14 protein-coding genes are annotated in these 13,636 nt (G+C 70.4%); 3 read left to right on the top strand and 11 right to left on the bottom strand.

Features of this window, described 5'->3' with window-relative positions:
• The first annotated feature begins 127 nt into the window (after positions 1-127).
• The gene (locus SOM11_RS12075) at positions 128-1,978 is read left to right on the top strand and encodes a DivIVA domain-containing protein (RefSeq protein WP_320478160.1); all 1,851 of its coding nucleotides are present in this window, start codon (positions 128-130) and stop codon (positions 1,976-1,978) included.
• A gap of 54 nt (positions 1,979-2,032) precedes the next feature.
• Entirely contained in the window at positions 2,033-3,091 is a 1,059-nt protein-coding gene (locus SOM11_RS12070) for an AI-2E family transporter (RefSeq protein WP_243214606.1), read from the top strand.
• Positions 3,092-3,167: 76 nt separating this feature from the next.
• Here SOM11_RS12070 and SOM11_RS12065 read toward each other — a convergent pair whose 3' ends face one another.
• From SOM11_RS12065 to SOM11_RS12020, 10 genes are all read right to left on the bottom strand, one after another.
• The gene (locus tag SOM11_RS12065) at positions 3,168-3,923 is read right to left on the bottom strand and encodes an alpha/beta family hydrolase (RefSeq protein ID WP_192058293.1); all 756 of its coding nucleotides are present in this window, start codon (positions 3,921-3,923) and stop codon (positions 3,168-3,170) included.
• The gene (locus SOM11_RS12060; protein ID WP_320478159.1) at positions 3,920-4,222 is read right to left on the bottom strand and encodes a hypothetical protein; all 303 of its coding nucleotides are present in this window, start codon (positions 4,220-4,222) and stop codon (positions 3,920-3,922) included. Before SOM11_RS12060 ends, SOM11_RS12065 begins: the two co-directional genes overlap by 4 nt.
• 125 nt (positions 4,223-4,347) lie before the next feature.
• Complete coding sequence (locus tag SOM11_RS12055; RefSeq protein ID WP_320478158.1) at positions 4,348-5,025, bottom strand: lytic transglycosylase domain-containing protein; 678 nt, start codon at positions 5,023-5,025, stop codon at positions 4,348-4,350.
• Between the two features lie 255 nt (positions 5,026-5,280).
• On the bottom strand, positions 5,281-5,844 hold the full coding sequence (locus SOM11_RS12050; protein ID WP_243214611.1) for a DivIVA domain-containing protein: 564 nt from the start codon (positions 5,842-5,844) through the stop codon (positions 5,281-5,283).
• Between the two features lie 55 nt (positions 5,845-5,899).
• The gene (locus tag SOM11_RS12045; protein WP_192058297.1) at positions 5,900-6,898 is read right to left on the bottom strand and encodes a phosphatidate cytidylyltransferase; all 999 of its coding nucleotides are present in this window, start codon (positions 6,896-6,898) and stop codon (positions 5,900-5,902) included.
• Positions 6,899-7,417: a ribosome recycling factor gene (gene frr, locus SOM11_RS12040; RefSeq protein WP_197981716.1), complete on the bottom strand. Its 519-nt coding sequence runs from the start codon at positions 7,415-7,417 to the stop codon at positions 6,899-6,901.
• Between the two features lie 72 nt (positions 7,418-7,489).
• Positions 7,490-8,209, bottom strand: coding sequence for a UMP kinase (pyrH, locus tag SOM11_RS12035; protein WP_192058301.1), 720 nt, complete (start codon positions 8,207-8,209; stop codon positions 7,490-7,492).
• 137 nt (positions 8,210-8,346) lie between these two features.
• Positions 8,347-9,174 carry a translation elongation factor Ts gene (gene tsf / locus SOM11_RS12030; protein ID WP_192058304.1) on the bottom strand — a complete coding sequence of 276 codons (828 nt, stop codon included), beginning with the start codon at positions 9,172-9,174 and terminating at the stop codon, positions 8,347-8,349.
• A gap of 39 nt (positions 9,175-9,213) precedes the next feature.
• Complete coding sequence (rpsB, locus tag SOM11_RS12025) at positions 9,214-10,161, bottom strand: 30S ribosomal protein S2 (protein ID WP_192058306.1); 948 nt, start codon at positions 10,159-10,161, stop codon at positions 9,214-9,216.
• 308 nt (positions 10,162-10,469) lie between these two features.
• Entirely contained in the window at positions 10,470-11,930 is a 1,461-nt protein-coding gene (locus tag SOM11_RS12020) for a sugar porter family MFS transporter (RefSeq protein ID WP_192058308.1), read from the bottom strand.
• A gap of 128 nt (positions 11,931-12,058) precedes the next feature.
• Between SOM11_RS12020 and SOM11_RS12015 the strand changes: the two genes are divergently transcribed.
• Positions 12,059-12,685, top strand: a complete 627-nt coding sequence (locus tag SOM11_RS12015; protein WP_320478157.1) for a M23 family metallopeptidase — start codon at positions 12,059-12,061, stop codon at positions 12,683-12,685.
• A 14-nt stretch (positions 12,686-12,699) separates the two neighbouring features.
• Here the strand turns inward: SOM11_RS12015 and SOM11_RS12010 are convergent, their stop codons facing one another.
• Positions 12,700-13,611, bottom strand: coding sequence for a tyrosine recombinase XerC (locus SOM11_RS12010; protein ID WP_243214614.1), 912 nt, complete (start codon positions 13,609-13,611; stop codon positions 12,700-12,702).
• Between the last annotated feature and the right edge of the window lie 25 nt (positions 13,612-13,636).

Here is a 13,636-nt window from a genome sequence, read left to right as displayed (position 1 = left end):
AGACCTGGGAGGCGCGTGACCGACGAGAAGTCCTCTCAGGCCGGGTGGCGACCACTCCCTCGCCCGCTAAAATCGTCGGGTCCGGGCCGAGCGATCTCGTTCCCGCCGCCGAGCAAGAGGAGACACCGTGGCCGCTGACGAATCGGAATTCGGGACGGAACTCCGCGGGTACCGCAAAGAAGAGGTCGACCGCGCGCTGGGCGACCTGCGGCGCGAGCTGATCAAGTCGAACACCGACCGCGCCGAGACGGTCGACGACCTCAAGCGCCTGCAGAGTCGCCTCGACGAGCTGCAGTCCGAGCTCGACGAGGCCGGCACCCCGACCTACGCCGGTCTCGGCAGCAAGCTCGAGCAGACCCTCCGCCTCGCCGAGCAGCAGGCCACCCGACTCGTCAGCCAGGCCGACATCGACGCCGAAGAGCTGCGACGCTCGTCGACGACCGAGGCCGAACGACTCGTCGCCGACGCCACCGAGCGCGCCGACGCCGTGCTGGGCGACGCCAGCGGTCGCGCCGCCGCCCAGATCGACGAGTCCCGTGCTGACGCCGACCGCATGGTCGCCCGAGCCCGCAACGAGGCCCGCTCGCTCCTCCAGGAGGCGCAGCGCGACTCGTCCGCCATGCGCGGCGCTGCGGCGACCGAGGCCGCCGAGAACGTGTCGACCGCCCGCCACGAGGCCGCCGCGCTCCGCGCCGACGCCGAACGGGACGTCGCCGAGCAGCGCGACATCGTCGGCCGCGAGGTCGCCGAGGCCCGTGCCGACGCCGCCGAGCTGGCCCGCACCACGGCCGAGACCCGCGCCCTCTTCATCAGCGACAGCGAACGCCAGCGCGCCGACCTCGACCGCGAGGGCGACACGCTCCGCGCCGAGCTGGCCCGTCTCGACGAGACCACCCGCGCCGAGCTCGAGGTCGAGGTGACCACCCGTCGCGCCGATCTCGAGCGCGAGATCACCGGCGCTCGCGCCGACCTCGACGACGACGTCGCGAACCGTCGCGCCGAACTCGACCGGGACATCGCCGAGCAGCGCGCCGAGCTGGCCCGCCACGTCTCCGAGACGCGCGCGGCGCTCGAGCGCGAGGTGGACGCCGGCCGCGACGACCTGAGCCGCGAGGTCGAGACGACCCGCGCCTCCTTGGCGACCGAGGCCCTCGAGATGCGAGCCGGGCTCCAGCTCGAGATCGAGACCGCCCGTGCGGAGCTCGAGCGCGAGGCCCGAGCCGCCCGCGACGAGATCGAGCTCGACCGCACCACGACCCGCGACGAGATCGAGCGCACCACCGTCGAGACCCGTGAGCGCCTGGCCCGCGACGTCCAGCAGCAGGCCGAGCGACTCGAGCGCGACGCCGCCGAGCACCGGGCGCAGGTCGAGGCCGAGACGGCGAACGCCCGTGCCGACCTCGACGCCGAGGTGGCCGAGAGCCAGGCGCGGCTGTTCGACGACGAGGAGGCGCAGCGCGCACGACTCGAGAACGAGGCGGAGACGACCCGTGCCCGGCTCGCCGCCGAACGCGACCGCGCCGAGGCGCTCGTCGCCCGCGAGACGGACGAGGCCCGGACGGCTCTCGCGCTCGAACGGACGACCCGACTCGACGAGCTCGAGCGCGACCTCGTCGCCCGACACCAGGCGGCCGTCGCCGAGACGCAGAACTACCTGGACGACGCTCACTCGCAGCTCGACGAGGCCCGGCAGCGCGCCGTCGACGTGCGCCGCGAGGCCGACGAGCTCGAGCGCTCGTCTCACGACCACGCCAAGACGGTGCGCAGCGAGGCCGACTCGACGGCTCACGAGGTGCTGACCAACGCCGAGGTGCGCAGTCGCGACATCGTGACGGAGGCCGAGAACAGGGCCCGCGACCTCGTCTCCGACGCCGAGCGCCGGCTCTCGGAGTTGCGGGAGGAGCGCGACGCGGTCGCCTCGTACCTCGAGAACCTCCGCGCCATGTTGAGCGAAGCCGCGAAGGTTGCGCCAGAGTAGTCACGCGGCGGTCCCGTGCTGAACGACTCCGCCGCCCAAGAGGAGTAAGCCCGCGTGAAGATCCACAATCCGTTCCGGCTGGGCCTCCTGGCCGGGCTCGGCGTGCTCGTCGCCCTGGTGATCGGCGGTGCCGTCAGCGAGCTGTCCACGATCATCACGTACGTGGGCGCCGCGCTGTTCATCGCCCTCGGTCTCGACCCGATCGTGTCGTGGCTCGAGAAGCGGCGCGTCCCTCGGACCCTCGCGATCACCCTCGTCATGGTCGCCCTGCTGGGCGCCGTCGTCGGCGTCGTCTTCGCCATCGTCCCGGTGATCGTCAGTCAGGCCACGGCGCTGATCACGAACCTCGTGACCTACCTGCAGAGCGTCACGACGCAGCAGTTCGTCGACAACCTGCAAGAGCTGGTGCCCCAGAACGTCTTCGACGTGCAGCAGGGCCTCGACTCGGTCGTGGCGTTCCTCGGCGACCCCGACAACGTGGTCACGATCGGCGGCGGGGTCCTGGCGGTCGGCGTCGCGATCGGCAACGGGCTCTTCGCGACCATCGTCGTCCTGATCCTCACGCTGTACTTCACGTCGTCGATCAACAGCGTCAAGCGCGCGGTCTACCAGCTCGTGCCGGCTTCGAAGCGCCCGAAGTTCATCGTCATCGCCGAGCAGATCGGCGACTCCGTCGGTCGCTACGTGATCGGCCAGTTCACCCTCGCCGCGATCAACGGCATCCTGAGCTTCATCTTCCTGAGCATCATCGGCGCCGAGCAGCCCGCGGTCTTCGCGGCCATCGCCTTCGTGGGGTCGGTCATCCCCCTGGTCGGCACCATCAGCGGCTCGGCGATCATCGTGCTGGCCCAGGTCGCCCTGCTGCCCGACTCGCCCTCGACGTGGATCACCGCCGCCGTCTACTACCTCGTCTACATGCAGATCGAGGCGTACCTGCTCAGCCCGCGCATCATGCGCCGTGCGGTCAGGGTGCCCGGGGTGATCGTCGTCATCGCGGCGCTGGTCGGCGGCACGCTGCTCGGAGTCCTCGGGGCCCTGATCGCGATCCCCTTCGCCGCGTCGGTGCTGCTCATCATCCGCGAGGTGCTCGTCCCCCGGCAGAACACGCTCTGACCCTGGCGAAGCCGCTGCCGCTCCAGGCGCCGTGCGGTCGCACGCGCTCTGCGGTCACGTCCGCTCGGGCAGCGGCTCAGGGCCAGGTGGCGGGCAGCGGCAGCGCCTGCGGGGCGACCCGTTGCACGATCTCCGACAGCACGCGTGTGGTCTGCTTCTCGCCGACCCAGAGGTGCTTGCCGCCCTCGACGGCGACGACCTCGGCGCGGGGCACGACGGCGAAGCGGCGCCGCGCCTCCTCGGGTCGGAGGTAGTCGTCGAACTCGGGCACGACGGCGACGATCGGGGTCGCGACGTCGTTCCAGGCGGCGAGCTCGGCGTCGGTGGTGCGATGGAGGGGCGGTGACAGCAGCAGCAGACCCGCCGTCTCGACGCCGCGCCCGTGCTTCAGGGCGACCTCGGTGCCGAACGACCAGCCGACCAGCCACGGCGTGGGCAGACCCTCGTCGTGCACGAACGCGACTGCGGCCGCGAGATCGGCGGCCTCGGCGATCCCCTCGCCGAACTCGCCCTCGGACCGCCCCCTCGGCGATGACACGCCACGGAAGTTGAAGCGCAGCACCGCGAGGTCGGCCAGGGCGGGGAGGCGCGCGGCGGCCTTGCGGATCACGTGCGAGTCCATGAACCCGCCCGCCGTCGGCAGCGGATGCAGGGCGATCAGCGTGCCGACCGGTGGGCGGTCGGTGGGGACGGACAGCTCGCCGACGAGGCGGAGACCGTCGTCGGTGCGGAGTTCGACGTCGCGACGGCGCGCGGGCAGCAGGACGCCGCCCCGCACCTCGACGGACCCGGTCGGGTCGGGCGCGTCGGTCGAACGGGTCGGGTCGGTCACGAGATCCTCCAGCAGTGGGTGTGCCAATGACGACGGGACGCCAGGTCGTCGGCGTCGCCGAAGAGCCCGTCGGCACGCCAGGCGACGACGTGCGCCGTGCCGGGGGCGACGATCAGCGAGCAGCCGGGGCAGACGTACTCTTTGACGGACGACGACGCACCGATGGACTGGACGGTGAACGACCTGCCGTGTCGGGTCTCGACCACCGCGCCGCCCCGGATCGCCCTGGTGATGTCGTTCGCGGGCTCGTCAGGTCGACGTGTGTCGCGAGGGCGTCGCGGTCGATTGCTTCGGGGCATGACCACCACCGTATCGCGGCGGCGCCGTCGACATCGTCAGAGTCCGGCTGCGGGTTCCGGCGGCTGAGCCGCTGCCGGTGCCGCCCTGGTGCCCCGGACGACCCGTCCGGTGCACGGGGACGGGATCAGTACCAGTTGACGGCCTGCGAGTGCGACCAGGCGCCGCAGGGCGATCCGTAGACGCCCGAGATGTAGTTGAGACCCCAGGTGATCTGCGTCGCGGGGTTCGTCTGCCAGTCGGCGCCGGCCGTCGCCATCTTGCTGCCGGGCAGCGACTGCGGGATGCCGTAGGCGCCGCTGGAGCCGTTGGAGGCGTAGACGTTCCAGCCCGACTCTTTGTTCCACAACGAGACGAGGCAGTCGTACTCGCCGGTGCCCCAACCACGGGCGGACACCATGCCGGCGGCGATGGCCTTCGCGCTGCCGGGATCGGGGGTACCGGCAGCGGGGGCCGGAGCCGGACTCGCGGACTTCGACGTCGACGCGGTGGAGGCGTCGGCGGCGACGGAGTCGTCAGCCTCTTCGGTCACGACCGGCTCGGGCTCGGGCGGGGGCGGAGGGGGCGGCAGGGTGACGTCGTAGCCGTCTCGATCGGCCGTGGAGGCCGACGCGCCGATGACGGAGTACGACTGCCCGGGCGCGACCAGCACGCTGGCGCCGCCGACGACGCGGGTGGTCGCCTCGGCACCGGAGATCGGGTTCACGAGCGAAGCCGAGACGAATGCGAACGACGCGACGAAGCCGCATGCCGGGAGGATGTACCGCCCCCGACGGCGCCGAGGCGCAGGGGTCGGAGCGGCCACGGCCAGACTCGACGCGGGGACCATACGGCGTGCCGCGATGGGTCTCGCGACGAGCGCCGGGTGCTCTCGAGGAGTGATGCCGGTCGTCGGAGTTGCAGCGTGCCTACCCATAAGTGGACTAAGAATAACCGAAGTCCCGGGAACTGGCCAGGACGACGTCGTGCGTGTCTCAGCGGGAGGCGATCCCCTCGGCGGGCACGGGGAAGACGGATCGTCGTGCGCAGGCCTGCGCACAGGGAGGTTCGACGGGTGGATTCAGCGGACGGCGAGCATCACGTCGACGACGGCGTCGAGCAGCACGTCGACCTGGACCTCTCGGTACCCGCCCCGCTTCGCACGGAAGACCACGGCGCGGACGTCGTCGATGCTCAGGGCCTCGCCGTCGCCGAAGTACCCCTTCAGCCTGCGGACGAAGCGGTCGACGTCGGCGGGGTGGTAGCCCTGCGTGACGATGCCGACCCGGTCGAACCGGTGGCCCGTCGGCCGATCGAGACGCGCCACGATCTCCTCCGCCGCCGAACGCGCACCCGCGAACCAGGCGGCGTCGCCCTCGCCGGCGAGCGATCGTTCGCGCTCGCGACTCGCGAAGGCGTCTTCCAGGCGTTCGAGGGCCGCATCGACGTGCGACGTGGAGTAGCCGCCCTTGGCCATCGTGAAGGCCGTGCGACGGATCTGCTCGGAGTCGATCGACGTGGACCGCGTGGCGCGCGTGGGCGCCGCGCCCGAGTACGCCGCGCGGGCCTTCTCCAGGAACGACTCGACCTCGGTCACGTCGTAGCCGAGTCGACCGTGCTGAGCCATCGGGAATGTCGTCTTCACCAGACCATCATGCCGCACCGGCGCCCTGGGGCCGCCTGAGCGGATGCCCCGTGCGTCAGGTGACGATGAGGTACAGGGCGTAAGCCGCGGCCGCCGAGGGCAGCGTGCTGTCGAGCCTGTCGAGGAATCCGCCGTGGCCCGGCAGCCAGGTCGAGATGTCCTTGATCCCCAGGTCGCGCTTGATGAGCGACTCGGAGAGATCGCCGATGGTCGCCGTCACGATGATCACGCCACCGAGGATGAGACCGAACCACCAGGCCTCGTCGAGCATCAGCCACGACAGCAGGACCGCCGCGATGAGACTCGCGGCGACCGACCCGGCGAAGCCCTCCCAGGTCTTCTTCGGGCTGATCCGCGGAGCCATCGGGTGCTTGCCGAACGACAGGCCCGTCGCGTAGGCCCCCGTGTCGACGGCGATCACGATGATCAGCGCGGCGAGAGTCCAGTTGGCGCCGTTCGGCTGAGCGGCCATCAGCGCCATGAAGCTGCCCAGGAACGCGCAGTAGATCTGCACGAACGCGCCGGCGCCGATGTCGCGGGCCACCGAGGAGGCGGTGGTCCGGTGTGAAGGACGCACCAGTTCGACGAGCCGCCACGCCGACACCACGAGGATGCCGCCCACCAGAGCCAGCCACTGCCCCTGTGCACCGAAGTAGAAGGCGGCGGGGACGATGGCGACACCGGCGAGGACGCTCGGCAGTCGCGGTACGTCGCGACCCGCGAAGCGGAGTGCGCTCGCGAGCTCGAAGCACAGCGAGCCGATGAGGGCCGCCGCCACGATCATGAAGAACGCCGGCTCGAAGATCAGGCTGACGAGCACGGCGCCGCCGAGACCGACGCCGACGCCGATGGCCGCGGGGAGGTTGCGCCCCGTGCGGGCGGTCAGCTTCTCGTTGCGGGCACCGAGCGCGGCGCGGCGCGTGCGGAGCTGGTTCTCGAGGTCGTGACGAGCGGCCTGCGCCCTGGCGTCGAAGTCGGCCCGACGGCTACCGAGGGTGGTCTTGGGGGTCGGCCCCGAATCGTCAGGACGAGGGCCGTCAGGAGCGTCGCTCATCTAGACCTCGAGCAGCTCGGCTTCCTTCTTCTTCAACGCCTCGTCGATCGAGTCGATGTACCCCTTGGTCAGAGCCTCGAGGTCTTTCTCGGCACGAGCGACCTCGTCGTCGCCGACCTCGGACTTGAGGGCGTCGAGGTCGTCCTTCGACTTGCGTCGGATGTTGCGGATCTGCACCTTGGCGTCCTCGCCCTTGCTGCGCACGATCTTGACGAACTCCTTGCGGCGCTCCTGCGTCAGCTCGGGGATCGTGACGCGGACGAGCGTGCCGTCGTTGGTCGGGCTCGCGCCGAGGTTCGGGAAGGTCGCGATCGCCTTCTCGATCTCCTTGAGCGCCGTCTTGTCGTACGGGGTCACGATCATCGTCCGCGCCTCCGGCACCTGGAGGGATGCCAGCTGCGCCAGAGGGGTCGGGGTGCCGTAGTAGTCGACGGGGATCTTCTGGAAGAGCGCCGGGTTGATGCGCCCGGTGCGGACCTGACCGAAGTCGGTCTTGGCGGACTCGAGTGCCCGCTCCATCTTCTCGCGCGTCTCGTTCTGTACGTCGTTGATCGCCACAATGCTCCCTTGATTCGTTGTCGAGCTTAGTCGTCAGTTGCTGACGAGGGTTCCGATGCGCTCGCCACGGATGGCCCGGGCGATGTTGCCGCCGCCCTCCATGCCGAACACGTGCATGGGCATGCCGTTGTCCATGCAGAGGCTGAAGGCGGTCGAGTCGACGACCTTGAGCCCCTTGACCAGCGCCTCCTGGTAGGTCAGCGTCTCGAGCTTGACCGCCGAGGGGTCGTGGCGGGGGTCGGCCGAGTAGACGCCGTCGACCCCGTTCTTGGCGACGAGCACCTCGTCGGCGCCGATCTCGAGGGCGCGTTGGGCCGAGACGGTGTCGGTCGAGAAGTAGGGCAGACCCGCACCGGCGCCGAAGATGACGACCCGGCCCTTCTCGAGGTGGCGCTCGGCGCGACGCGGGATGTACGGCTCGGCTACCTGGGTCATCGAGATGGCGGACTGCACGCGCGTCGCCGCGCCCGCCTGCTCGAGGAAGTCCTGCAGGGCGAGGGCGTTCATCACGGTGCCCAGCATGCCCATGTAGTCGGCCCGGCCGCGGTCCATGCCCCGCTGGCTCAGCTCGGCGCCACGGAAGAAGTTGCCGCCGCCGACCACCACGGCGATCTCGACGTCCTGGGCGGCGTCGGCGATCTCTCGGGCGATGGCGCCCACCACGTCGGGGTTGACGCCCAGCTGGCCGCCGCCGAAGGCCTCGCCGGAGAGTTTGAGGAGGACCCGTCGGCGTCCGGTGATGTCTGATGTCATGTGGGGTCTCCTTCGTTCATGGCCGTAGCCAGGTTAGCGACTCGGCGCTGGACGCTGTCCGCCGGACCGGGATCGGCGGCGGACACGGAAATGGGGCCTGAGACGTATGACCGTCTCAGACCCCATCGCGTATGTGGCTAGGCGCCGACCTTGATCCGGGAGAAGCCCTGGATCTCGATGCCGGCCTGCTCGACGACCTTGGCGACCGACAGCTTGCTGTCCTTCGCGTAGGCCTGGTCGAGCAGTGCGATCTCCTTGAAGAAGCCGGTCAGGCGACCCTCGATGATCTTCGGCAGGGCTGCCTCGGGCTTGCCCTCGTTCTTCGCGGTCTCTTCGACGATGGCGCGCTCTTTCGCGACGTCGTCGGCGGGGACCTCGTCGCGCGACAGGTACGTCGGCGCAGCGAAGGCGACGTGCTGGGCGATCGAGCGGGCGGTCTCAGCATCCGAACCGGTGTAGCCCACGACCACGCCGACCTGCGGGGGCAGGTCCTTGGAGGTCTTGTGCAGGTAGATCGCGAACTCGGAGCCCTCGACGCGAGCGACCGAGCGGAGCTCGACCTTCTCGCCCATGAGAGCCGCCTCGTCGTTGACGAACGCCTCGACGGTCTGGCCGCCGATGGCGGCCGCGTTGCCCTCTGCGGCGGTCGCCGCACCCGCGGCCGAGACGGCCTCGAGCACGGAGTCGGCCAGGGCGATGAACTTCTCGTTCTTCGCGACGAAGTCGGTCTCGCTGGCGAGCTCGATGATCGTGGCGTAGCCGGCGGAGGCCTTGGCGGCCACGAGACCCGCGGTGGTCTGACGGCCCTCGCGCTTGGCGACGCCCTTCAGTCCCTTGACGCGGAGGATCTCGACGGCCTTCTCGATGTCGCCGTCGGCCTCGACGAGAGCGTTCTTGCTGTCCATCATGCCCGCACCGAGGCGGTCACGGAGGGTCTTGACGTCAGCGGCGGTGAAGTTTGCCATGTCTGACTTCCTTTCGTGGAGTCGGAGTGAGGAGGTGCGTTACTTCGAGTCGGCCGCGGCGTCGGCGTCGGCCGGCTCCGCAGCGGTCTCGACGGTCGCCTCGGCGACGGGCTCGGCGACCGGCTCGCCCAGGGGCTTCGCGGCGACCTGAGCGTCGGCGTCGTTCTCCTCCGTGGGGAGCGGCTCGGCGGCGGGCGCCTCGGTCGCGGCGTCGGCGGCCTTGGCCTCGCCCTGGGCGAGCAGCTCGGCCTCCCACTCGGCGAGGGGCTCGACGGGCTGGTCGGCGTCTTCGGGCTTCTGGTGACGCTGGACGAGGCCCTCGGCGGCGGCGTCGGCGACGATGCGCGTCAGCAGACCGACGGAGCGGATCGCGTCGTCGTTGCCGGGGATCGGGAAGTTGATCTCGTCGGGGTCGCAGTTGGTGTCGAGGATGCCGATGACCGGGATGCCGAGCTTCTTGGCCTCGTCGATCGCGAGGTGCTCTTTCTTGGTGTCGACGATCCAGAGCGCCGACGGCGTCTTGGTGAGGTTGCGGATACCACCGAGCGTCTTGTGCAGCTTGTCGAGCTCGCGCTTCTTGATCAGGAGCTCTTTCTTGGTGAAGCCCTGGGTGGTGTCGTCGAAGTCGATGTCCTCGAGCTCCTTCATGCGGGCGAGGCGCTTCGACACGGTCTGGAAGTTGGTCAGCAGACCACCCAGCCAGCGCTGGTTCACGAAGGGCTGGCCGACACGGTTGGCCTGCTCGGCGATGGAACCCTGAGCCTGCTTCTTGGTGCCGACGAAGAGGATGGTGCCGCCGTGGGCGACGGTCTCCTTGACGAAGTCGTACGCGCTGTCGATGTAGCCGAGCGACTGCTGCAGGTCGATGATGTGGATGCCGGAGCGCTCGGCGAGGATGAATCGCTTCACCTTCGGGTTCCAGCGGCGGGTCTGGTGTCCGAAGTGGACGCCGCTGTCGAGCAGCTGGCGGATGGTGACGACGGCCATGGTCGTTCTCCTGTTTCTGGGCGCACACGCTGGTGCACCGGATTGTCGGTTGTCGGACGACCGGTCGGTCGTCGCTGCCTGGTGCCCGGGCGCACCTCCGCCGCTCGCACCCTGGGATGCGGTCGGACCGAATGGAGATGGAGGCCGGTGACGAACGGAACCGGACGGACCGGCTCGCGATCGGTGCGTCCGAAGACGCACTGGGCACGCGAAGTCAGCCTGCTGAGCAGGCTGCATCGATCATGTTAGCACCACGCGAGAACGCCCCGACCGGCAGCCGGTCGGGGCGTTCTGGGGCGTGTCGGACGTCAGGCCCTGGAGCGCTTGGCGTCGATGGATCCGTCGAGCGCCGAGACGCCCATCTCCTCCAGGGAACGGCCCTTGGTCTCGGGGATCTTCGCGAAGACGAAGAAGAACGAGACGAGGGCGAAGAAGGCGAAGATGCCGTACGACAGCGTGAGGCTGAGGGCGGCGAGGCTCGGGAACGACACCGTGACGATGAAGTTGGCGATCCAGTTCGCCATGCTGCCGACGCCGAGCGCTGTGGCACGGATGCTGTTGGGGAACATCTCGCCGAGGAGGACCCACATCAGCGGACCCCAGGTCGCACCGAACGAGACCACGAAGAGGTTCGCCGCGACGAGCGCGACAGGGCCCCAGGCACCCGGCAGCGACGGGTCGCCGGAGGCGGTGGTCGTCGCCTGGCTGAATGCGAGCGCGGTGACGGCGAGGCTCAGGAACATCCCGACGGAGCCGGTGAGCAGCAGCGGGCGACGACCGACCTTGTCGACCAGGCCGATGGCCACGAAGGTCACGGCCACGTTGACGACGGCGGTGATCGTGGAGATGAGGAAGGAGTCCTCCTCCTGGAATCCGACGGCCTGCCAGAGGGTGGTCGAGTAGTAGAAGATCACGTTGATGCCGACGAACTGCTGCAGGACGGCGAGGATGATGCCGACCCAGACGATCGGCTGCAGGCCGAAGCGCTTGCCCCGGATGGACGACTTCGTGTCGAGGTCCGCCTCGGTCTTGATCGAGTCGGTGATCTCCTTCAGGCTCGTGTCGACCGTCTCGGTCGGGACGATGCTCTCGAGCACCTTGCGGGCCTCGCCCTCCCGGCCTTCGCCCGCGAGGTAACGGGGCGACTCGGGCAGACGCCATGCCAGCACGCCGTAGACGACCGACGGCACGACGCCGACGAGGAACATCCAGCGCCAGGCGGCGAGACCGAAGAGCGACGGCTCGGACGCGCCGCCCGCGGTGACCGCGAACAGCTGGTCGGAGAGGAGGGCGACGAAGATGCCGAGCGTGATGGCCAGCTGCTGGAACGACGCGAGTCGCCCGCGGATGGCCTTGGGCGAGACCTCGCTGATGTAGGCCGGTGCGATGACGGAGGCGATGCCGATGCCGAGTCCGCCGATGACGCGCCAGAGAACGAGATCCCAGACGGCGAAGGCGGCAGCCGCGCCGATCGAGCTGACGAGGAACAGCGCGGCGCCGATCAGCATGACCTTGATGCGGCCCATCTTGTCGGCGAGACGACCGGCGACGTAGGCGCCGATCGCGCAGCCGATCAGGGCCGAGGCGACGGCGAAGCCTGACGCGAACTCGGTCAGACCGAACTCGTCGGTGATCGACGACACCGCGCCGTTGATGACGGACGAGTCGAATCCGAAGAGGAAGCCTCCGACGGCCGCGGCCACCGCGAGCGCCGTCACCCGCCTGTTCAGCTTCTTGGCTTCCGCTGGATCTGCTGCCGAGTTCGACACGGTTCTCCTTCTTGCTCGGAGGAGGAGGGCGCGCCTCGACTCCTCCACAACGTCGTGCACCGGGTGTCCGTGCACCGATGAACGATACGCCTCGGCGGAGCGAGGTGCACGCTCGGCAGAATTTCCGGATGCGCCTCGTCGACCGTGCCTCGTCTCGCCACCGTGCCCGCGCCTCCTCGATGGGGGCCGGGGTCGGGTCCCTGGTCGTCGGGTGGCGTCCGAGGCTCGGGGGCGCGTCGCTGCTGGTGCTGCTCGTCGTGATGGCCGGGGGTGCGGACGGGACGGCGGGCGCGGCGGGCGACCCGGTGGGCGGCGCACCCGTCGTGACCGTCGGGTCGGTGCTCTGGTCGTGGCCGGTGGCGCCACCGCACCCGGTCGTCCGCCCGTTCGTCGCACCCGAGCACGCGTGGTCACCCGGTCACCGCGGCATCGACATCGGGGCCGCCGTCGGCGAACCCGTGCTGGCACCCGACGACGGCGTCGTGCGCTTCGCGGGCACGGTGGTCGACCGGCCGGTCCTCTCCATCACGCACTCCGACGGTCTGCTGAGCAGCTTCGAGCCGGTCACGACGGAGCTGACCGCCGGCGACGCCGTCACCCGCGGCGACGTCGTCGGTCTCGTCGTCGCCGGCCACTCCCCCGACGTCGACGCCGTGCACCTCGGCGCCCGTCGCGACGGCGAGTACGTCTCCCCGCTGCTGCTGCTCGGCGGCGGACGCCCGTCGGTGCTGCTGCCGACCCGCCCCGTGGGGTGAGGCGCGCCCGGCGGTCAGGCCCGGGGGTGCGCCGAGCGGTAGCTCTCGCGGAGCCGTTCCGTCGAGACGTGCGTGTAGATCTGGGTCGTGCCGAGACTGGCGTGGCCGAGCAGCTCCTGCACGGCCCGGAGGTCGGCGCCCCCGTCGAGCAGATGCGTCGCCGCCGTGTGCCGCAGCGCGTGCGGCCCGGCGGGGCCGGCACCCGGGATGTCGCCGAGGAGGCGCGCGACCAGTCGGTGGACGGCTCGCGTGCCGAGGCGGCCCCCCTCCGCTCCGACGAAGAACGCGGTCGTGCCCGGCTCGCCGCCGGCCGCGACGAGCGAGGGCCGTGCCCGATCGAGGTACCGACCGAGCGCCTCGGCCGCTGGCACCCCGAAGGGCACCACGCGCTGCTTCGCCCCCTTGCCCGTCACCCGCACCATGAGCCGACCGAGGTCGACGTCGGCGAGGTCGGCGCCGACGAGCTCGGAGACCCGGAGACCCGACCCGTAGAGCAGCTCGACGACCGCGAGGTCGCGGCGGGCACCGGGGTCGTCGGTGTCGGCGCGGAGCTCGAGCGAGCGCAGGACGCCGTCGATCTGGGGCTCGGTGAGCACCCGAGGCAGGCGGCTCTCGGCCTTCGGCGCCCGGAGCCGGACCCCCACGTCGACGGCCGTGCGGCCGGTCTCCTCCAACCAGCGGGTGAAGGCGCGGGCGCTGGCCGATCGACGGGCGAGCGTCGCCCGTGCCAGACCGGAGCGGGTCGCCCGATAGAGCCACTCCCGGAGCAGATCGAGGTCGAGATCGGCGACGCGCGGGTCGCGACCGAGGTGGACGGCGGCGAATGACACGAGGTCGGCGAGATCGGAGCGATACGACCTGATCGTGTGCTCGCTGAGCCCGCGGCCGTGCCGCAGGTGCTCCACGAAGGCCTCGACGTCGATCATCACGCCAGAGTAGTCACCCGGTCGC

It is taken from the genome of Frigoribacterium sp. CFBP9029 (assembly GCF_034045305.1).
In the GTDB taxonomy this organism is placed as follows: domain Bacteria; phylum Actinomycetota; class Actinomycetes; order Actinomycetales; family Microbacteriaceae; genus Frigoribacterium.
Note: the sequence above shows the minus strand (reverse complement) of the source record. Positions and strands in the feature narration are given on the sequence as shown.